This window comes from Pseudomonas capeferrum, from assembly GCF_013523055.1.
Classification (GTDB): Bacteria; Pseudomonadota; Gammaproteobacteria; order Pseudomonadales; family Pseudomonadaceae; genus Aquipseudomonas; species Aquipseudomonas capeferrum_A.
Genome location: NZ_JAAMQM010000008.1, coordinates 229,410 through 237,030 on the forward strand (window position 1 = coordinate 229,410; position 7,621 = coordinate 237,030).

Here is a 7,621-nt window from a genome sequence, read left to right on the forward strand (position 1 = left end):
GTCGGGGTCCAGTCAGGACGAGCGGGCTGGCGGGTTGCTGTCTGGCCTGGCTGGCGGTTGCAGGAGCGCTCCGGGCTGGTCATTGTTCGCAGCAGGTATCAACTTCTGCTTATGACCTTGCGTATCCATGAGGAATACTTCGACCTGACGGACGGAGATCTTGATGTCGCGCTCCTTGAACTCCTTGTTGATATACCGGTTGATCTCGTCCAGCACCGGATTGCGGTCGCCCAGGTCACGGACGTGCATGCGCAGTTCATGGTCCAGCGAGCTTTCGCCGAAGTTCAGGAAGTAGACAAGCGGCTCTGGGTCCTTGAGCACCCGCGGGTTTTCGTGCGCGGCCTTGAGCAACAGTTCGCGGACGACGTCCAGGTCGGAACCGTAGTCGATGCCCAGCTTCAACGTCACCCGTGTGACCGTGTCGGTCAGCGACCAGTTGATCAACTGGCCGGTGATGAAGGTCTTGTTGGGGACGATGATGTCCTTGCGATCGAAGTCGGTGATGGTGGTGGCGCGAATGCGGATCTTGCTGACCGTGCCCGACAGGTTACCGATGGTGATGGTGTCGCCGATCCGCACCGGGCGTTCGAACAGGATCATGATGCCGGAGATGAAGTTGGCGAAGATCTCCTGCATGCCGAACCCCAGGCCTACCGACAGGGCTGCCACCAGCCACTGCAGCTTGTCCCAACTCACCCCCAGGGCGGACAGGGTACTGACGAAACCGATACCGGCGATGGCATAGGACAACAGGGTCGTGGTGGCGTAGGCACTGCCCTGGGCCAGGTTGAGGCGCGACAGCACCAGCACCTCGAGCAGGCCTGGCAGGTTGCCGGCCAGGGCGAAGGTGATACCGATGATCACCACCGCGCCGAGGAAGTCGCCCAGGCTGATAGGCACCATGCTGGCCGCGGCGCCTGTGCCGCTGGTGTACTCGTAGAGGGTGATGTTGTTGAGGTAGGCGAACACGCTCAGCAGGTCGGCCCAGACCCAATACAGGCCAGCGATGAAGCCGCCCAGCAGGGCCAGGCGGATCAGGCGCAGGGACTGCTGGTTGACCTGCTCGATATCGAGGGTGGGCTCTTCGACGATCACCTCGCCATCCAGGCCCTCCTTGACCGATTGCCGCTTGCTCAAGGCACGCTGATAGGCGAGCCGCCGCGCCGCCACGGCCAAGCCGCGGACGAAGGCGGCTTCGATCACCAGCCAGAACAGCAGCAGGTAGAGGGTATAGATCAGTCGGTCGGTGAGCTTCAGGGCGGTGTAGTAATAGCCGAAGCACACCGCCACGAACAAGGCGATAGGCAGAGCGGTGAACGCCACGCCGACGGCCTTGCGGAACAATGAGGTGTTTCTGTGCGCCGGGCTGCTCAGCAGCAGTCGGCTGAGCAGCCAGGCCATCAGGGCATAGCAGGTCAGGACTATGCCGATGCCGAGCACGTCATCGGCCAGGGCCGACGGCTGATGCTCCGCGACCGCCACCACGCCGACCAGGGCCAGCACCACGGTGCCCAGGCGGCGCACCCAGCCACGCAAGAACTCGACCTGTGGCTTGTGCCAGCGGAAGTGCAGCTCGGCGACACCGCCCGGCGCCAGGATTCGGTAGGCGGTGTAGAACACCAGCCAGGCCTGGGAAATCTGCCACAGCGCGGCACTCAGGTTGGCGTTCTGGCCTCGCGCGTCGGCCTGCAGGATATAACTGCACAAGGCCAGGGCAAGACTGAGCGGCATGGCCAGCAGAATGTTGATCAGGATCGCCTGGGGCGTATGCCACTGGCTGTCGCGCTTGAAGTGACCGATATCCTGATGGACCTTTTTCAGGCGCTGATAAAGGTAAGTGCGCCGCCACAGCAAGGCACCGATCAGCAACAGCAGCGGCAGGAACAGCAGAGGTCGCTCGCCCAGGCCGGCAGCCACCTCCTTGATGCCCGAGCCCCACGGCAGGCTTGCCATCTGGTCGGCCAGGCGCCTCGGGACGTTGGCCAGCCACTCCCAGTCCAACGGCTTGTTGCTGGGGATCCAGAACATCTGTTCTTCGAGGGTGGTACGCAAGCTCTGGGCTGTGCTCAGCAGCTGCTTCTGGTTCAGTTGCAGGGTGATGGATTCGTTGAGCAAGGCGCTCAACTCGCGGTTGAGGCGTTCGAGCAGGTCGCTACGGGTAATGGCCACTTCCAGCAAGGCCTTGCGCAACTGCGGCGTTACTTCTTGCGCGGGTTGGTTGGCCAGCAGCCGATTGACGTAACTGCTCGGCGTGCTGATCTGCTCGCGCTGCTGGTTCACCTCGAACTGATAGAGACGGATATCGGCGATCTGGTCGGCCAGGTCACGGTCCAGTTGCAGATGCGGCAAAGCCTGTTTCTGCTTGTAGAGGATCTTGGAAAGCAACAGGCTGCCCTTGAGCACGTTGATCTGCTCGTCCAGCGCCTGGTCGGCCTGGGTCAGGCTGTCGAGCTGCTGCTTGGTCCTGAGATTCTGTTGAGTCAGTTCGTTGAGACGGTCCGTGCTCTTGAGCAGGTAATCGGACAGCTTGAGGTTAGCCGCGCTCTCGTTGGCCAGTACCGTGCTGCCCCCCGCCTTCTGCGCTTCGAGCGATTGCTCGGTGACGGTCTGCTGCGACTGCGCCAGGCGCTTGCCATTGATCAGTGTCTGCAGGTCCTGGATTTCCTGCTCCAGGCGCGTCGCGCGCTCGATCAGCAGGTCGTGCTGGGCGTTGCCCAAGTCTTGCAGCAAGGTATTGCCAGCCAGTTCCTGGCGGCGCAGCAGCGTCTGGGTACCGAGCAAGTCCAGCTCGGCGGCCAACTGGTTGCGTTGCTCGGCGGTCAGCGTCTTGCCGTTGTCCTTGCCAAGCTTGAGGAAGCTGTTGATCTGCTGCGAGCGGGTCTGGCTGTTGCTGATTTCGGCTTGGGCCCGCTCTGGGCGGGTCTGGGAATTGATGATCAGACTGTTGGCTTCGGACAGCGCTTTTTGCAGCTCGCCCTGGAGCGTGCTGCGCTCATTGAGCAACTGTTCGAGCTGAGGCACGCTCAAGCTGGCGTAGCGCTGGGCTACCACCACGGCCTTGCTGTCCTTGAGCTTGATCAGGTCGCGCTGGTTCTCGGTGATCTGCCGGGGAGCATCGGTCAGTTGCTGCTTGAGCGCGGCCAGTTTTTTCTGCGCCTCCTCCTTGCTCTGGAGCAGGGACAGCGTCTGTTCGAGCACCTGCTGCAGGGCCTTTTGTTCGGCTTCGGAGAGCTTGCGCTCGGCGATCTTGTCGAGGCTGCTCTGAACAGAGTCAAGGGTGGGGGCTTCAGCCGCCAGGGAGGAAAGCGAGACGGACAGGCACAGCCCGAGCAGGGCCGCACGAAGATAAACGCGCAGGGACATAGGCAGACAATTCTTACAGGCCGGGGCGAAAAACAGAGTTTAAAGGAACAACCCGGGCCCGGGTCGGGTACCTTCGGGGAATTTGACGCCCACTTTGAGGATCTTGTTCCCTTCCATGACCGCCACGGTCCACAAGGTACCGGCCCATTCGATCTGGTCGCCCACGATTGGCGCGCCTCCGACCTTTTGTCGGATGAACTGCGCGAGGGGCATTTTCGGGTCCTGATCATCGAGTTTCAGGCCATAAAGGGCTGCCACGGCGCCCAGTTCGGCATCGCCTTCGAGCACGAAGTCGCCGAAGAAACGCAGGTCCAGGCCACGCTGCGGGGGCTGGCTGAACAGTTTGCCGAGGGCCGGCAGATCGTGTTCGTGACCGATCACGCAGAGCATGTCATCGACCTCCAAGACCGTGCTACCGGAGGGGTGAAGCAACTGCTGGCCGCGGAACAGCGCGGCGATACGTGTCCCTTCGGGCATTTTCAGTTCGCGCAGGGCCGCGCCGATGCACCATTTTTCCGCCCCCAGGCGGTAGACGAACAGCTCCCACTGGCTGGTGATGTGCACTTCCAGGGCAGAGCGGGAAATCGGTGCGGGATCAGGCGGAACCGTGACCTTGAGCAACTTGGCCATCCACGGCAGGCTGGTGCCTTGCACCAGCAGCGAAACCAGCACGATGAAGAACGCCAGGTTGAAGAACAGCTGAGCATCGGGCAGGCCGGCCATCAGCGGGAACACCGCCAGGATGATCGGTACCGCTCCTCGCAGACCGACCCAGGAGATGAAGGCTTTCTCGCGGTCATGGAAGGCCTTGAACGGCAACAGGGCAGCGAGGACCGACAAGGGCCTGGCGATCAGGATCATCCACAGCGCCAGGCCCAACGCGGGCAGGGCGATGGGTAGCAGGTCGTGAGGGGTGACCAGCAGCCCTAGCACCAGGAACATGCCGATCTGCGCCAGCCACGCCATCCCGTCTAGCATGTGCAGAATGCCGTGGTGGCTGCGGATCGGCCGATTGCCCAGGACCAGGCCGCACAGATAGACAGCCAGGAAGCCACTGCCGTGCAAGGCATTGGTCAGTGAGAACACTACCAGGCCGCCGGCGATCACCAGGATTGGATACAGCCCCCCAGCCAGGTTGATACGGTTGACCAGTTGCAGCATCAGCCAGCCACCGCCCAGGCCAAGCGCTCCGCCGATCCCGAACTCGCGAAGCAGGTGCGCGAGCAGGCTCCAGTGCAGGCCGGTCTGGCCGCTGGCGATCATGTCGATCAGGGTGACGGTGAGGAATACCGCCATCGGGTCATTGCTGCCCGACTCGATTTCCAGGGTCGCGCTGACCCGTTCGTTGAGGCCTTTACCGCCCAGCAGCGAAAACACCGCCGCGGCGTCCGTCGAGCCGACGATCGCCCCGATCAGCAGGCCCTGGATCAGGCTCAGGTCGAACAGCCAGGCCGCGACCATGCCAGTCAGGCCCGTGGTGATCAGCACGCCCACGGTGGCCAGCGACAAGGCTGGCCTTAGCGCTACCCGAAAACTGGCGACTCGGGTACGCAGCCCACCATCGAGCAGGATCACGGCCAGAGCCAGGTTGCCGACCAGGTAAGCGACGGGATAATTATTGAAGATAATGCCGCCGCCATCGACGCCGGCAACCATGCCGACCGCCAGAATGATCACCAGGATCGGGATGCCCAGGCGAGAAGAAAGCGAGCTGACGAGGATACTTGCGGCCACCAGCAATGCGCCGATCAGGAATAGGCTGTTGATGGTGCTTGCATCCAAAGGCAGGTACTCCGGGAACGCGTGGGGAAGAATGACGCTGAGCACGCAGTTTGCGTGCCAAGTGATTCTAACCTGAGGCCGACGCGGGCTGTAAAGTGTTACTGCAAGTTCGAGTCCTGGATGGGTTGCAGTAGCCGTCCATTCGGCTATTCGAGCGCATAGCACCATGTCCATCGCCATTGAACCATCCTTGGAACGTATCGCCCTTCGCTATCTGGGGCGGTTCCCGGACTTGCAGGGCCTGGCCCGTCAGGCCGCGGGTCATGTCTTGCGGCGTCAACTGGGTTACTGGCTTGACCCTGACCAGGTGCATTGGCACGAATTCGCGACGGCGGCCAGTAGCGGTTCAAGCTACACCGGCTGGCGCCATCGCGGGCCACCGCGACGCTCCCTGACGTTGACCGAGCTGGTAATGCAACGCTTCTCCCCGCATCAGCAGGACAACGCAGACCTGCTGATGAATTACGGGGGCTTCTATCGGGTCGATGGCAGCCATGCCCTGTATGACGAGAGAAACGAGTTGCGGCTGGCCCCCCTGGCGGTACTCGAGATGTTCTGGGGCATGGACTTTTCCACGCAATATGCGAAGCGGCTGGAGACCTTTCGCCAGGCGTGCGGCGAAGACTATTGCGTGCTGGCGCGCGCTCGCTTTATCGCCGCCGTGACGACATCCATGCTGGGCGAATCCGATAGAGCGCAACTGCTGGCTCATGCCCTGATCGATTCGAACATGCCGATCTCGCTACAGGCGCTGCAACGCTCGCGTGGCACCACTTCGTTCGAAGGTTGGCGCGTACTGACATTGGCGGGGATCACTGCGCGCAATCTGTTGCAGCTGACCTTGAAGTCCGGCACGCATTGCCTCTACCTGGCGGATGAGCACGCCGCCTTGGTCGTGCTCGACAATAGTGACGCCGTCCAGGCATGGTTGCGCGAAATGGTCGGTAACGCTCAAGACCGTGAGCGACTGATGCGACTGTTCGTCGGTGATGACTTCCAGGCTCGGGCGATGCGCACGCGTCTTGAAAGCATTTTCGATCAATTGTCCGGTTCCGCGGCTTATCCGCGCAGCGGCACTCTGCCGATCACGGGTGACCTGTTCGTCCACCTGCGCGAACAGGTCATGAATACACTGGTGAACAATGCCCACGAAGGGTTGACCAGCAATGCCGAGCTGGCCAAGGCCAAGTGGCTGGCCGGTCTGCGGACGGCGGGAATGCTCATCGCGCCGATGACACCTGGCGGTTGGCCGGTGGCCTTGACGTCCCTTGGTATTGGCGTGGGCACCCTTGCTCTGCACCTGGACAGGGCGATCAACGGCAAGTCGGCTTGGCGTACGGGCGCCTGGTGGGCGGTGCTGCTGGATGTGCTGTTCGTTCTGCTGGATGCCGCGTTGATGCGTGCAGGGGAGCTTTTCTCCCGGGCGCGCATTCCATCTCGCGATATTTCGCCCATTTCGCCCACTGTCTCGGACGAGCAATGGCCGTTATACATGCGCCCGGCCGTGGACGAGCTATTGGCCTATGCCGACCAGGCAGTGGCTCGCCAGCAGTCACTGATGAGCGCGGTGCCATGGGTCGATGAACAATCGATCGACCAGGCGGGCCAATACCTGGATGCCTTCAGCGAACCTTGTCCGGTCTATCGCGACGAACTCGGCTTTGGCTCCCCAGCCATCGCCGAATACAGTCATTCGCCTGAACGCTACAACCATTTGTGGCGCGGATTGCCGCTTGAGGGCAAGCGGGAATTCCATGTCAAACGCAGCTTTGCCCTGGCCGAGGCCCTGCAGCAAATCGGGGTCAGCAATCAGGTGCGGCTCTACCGGGCGGCATCGTCCTTTCGAGGAACCGGTCATCTTGCATTCCGAGAAGGGCGCATGGGCGTGGGTGATGTGCTGGTCACCACGGACTTTACCTCGTTCACCGAAAATCCTTATGCGCTTTGGGAGGTCTTCAACGATCCACAGGCGCAGGTCGGCGGCGGGGTATTCGATGACAGCGCGGTGGTCTATGTGCTCGAACCCACCGAGGATATTCGCGCAACGCCAATAGCGCCGTTCTCCGTTCGGCCGGATGAAGCCGAGTCGCTGATGATGCCGGGCAACTATCTGCGGATCGAGGAGGTGAAGGCCGTGCAGGGCGCAGGTTACCGTTTCGTGCAAGTACGCTTGAAGGCAGTGGGCGAAGCCCCTGCGGGCCGGCCCGTATACGACATGCGCACCGGTGAGGAATTCGACCGCGCCTTGCTGGCGCAGCAGTTGGGAGGCGGCACCGATGATTCGTTGATGAGGCGGTTCTTCCCTGTGCCGGGTTGAGCGGCGGCAATCTCAAAAGAACAAGGCACTCGTTCGAGTAATGCCAGTCAGTTAAGCCCCACAATCTGCAATTGGGGCTGCTTTGCACCCCTTCGCGGGCAAGCCCGCTCCCACAAGAAGTGCGCAGTTCCTGAATTCAGCGCTCAACTTGTGGGAGCG

3 protein-coding genes are annotated in these 7,621 nt (G+C 61.9%); 1 reads left to right on the forward strand and 2 read right to left on the reverse strand.

What is annotated here, in order from left to right; translation table 11 throughout:
- Nucleotides 1-12 precede the first annotated feature (12 nt).
- Nucleotides 13-3,363, reverse strand: coding sequence for a mechanosensitive channel MscK (mscK, locus tag G7009_RS11555; protein WP_181130204.1), 3,351 nt, complete (start codon nt 3,361-3,363; stop codon nt 13-15).
- A gap of 39 nt (nt 3,364-3,402) precedes the next feature.
- Complete coding sequence (locus G7009_RS11560) at nt 3,403-5,145, reverse strand: potassium/proton antiporter (protein WP_181130205.1); 1,743 nt, start codon at nt 5,143-5,145, stop codon at nt 3,403-3,405.
- 166 nt (nt 5,146-5,311) lie between these two features.
- On the opposite strand from G7009_RS11560, the gene G7009_RS11565 reads away from it, so the two are divergent.
- Complete coding sequence (locus tag G7009_RS11565) at nt 5,312-7,462, forward strand: dermonecrotic toxin domain-containing protein (RefSeq protein ID WP_181130206.1); 2,151 nt, start codon at nt 5,312-5,314, stop codon at nt 7,460-7,462.
- Nucleotides 7,463-7,621: the final 159 nt, after the last annotated feature.

Excerpts from the sequence above, each read along its gene's own strand:
- mscK (WP_181130204.1), bottom strand. The coding sequence starts at position 3,363 with ATGTCCCTGCGCGTTTATCTTCGTGCGGCCCTGCTCGGGCTGTGCCTG.
- G7009_RS11565 (WP_181130206.1), top strand. The coding sequence starts at position 5,312 with ATGTCCATCGCCATTGAACCATCCTTGGAACGTATCGCCCTTCGCTAT.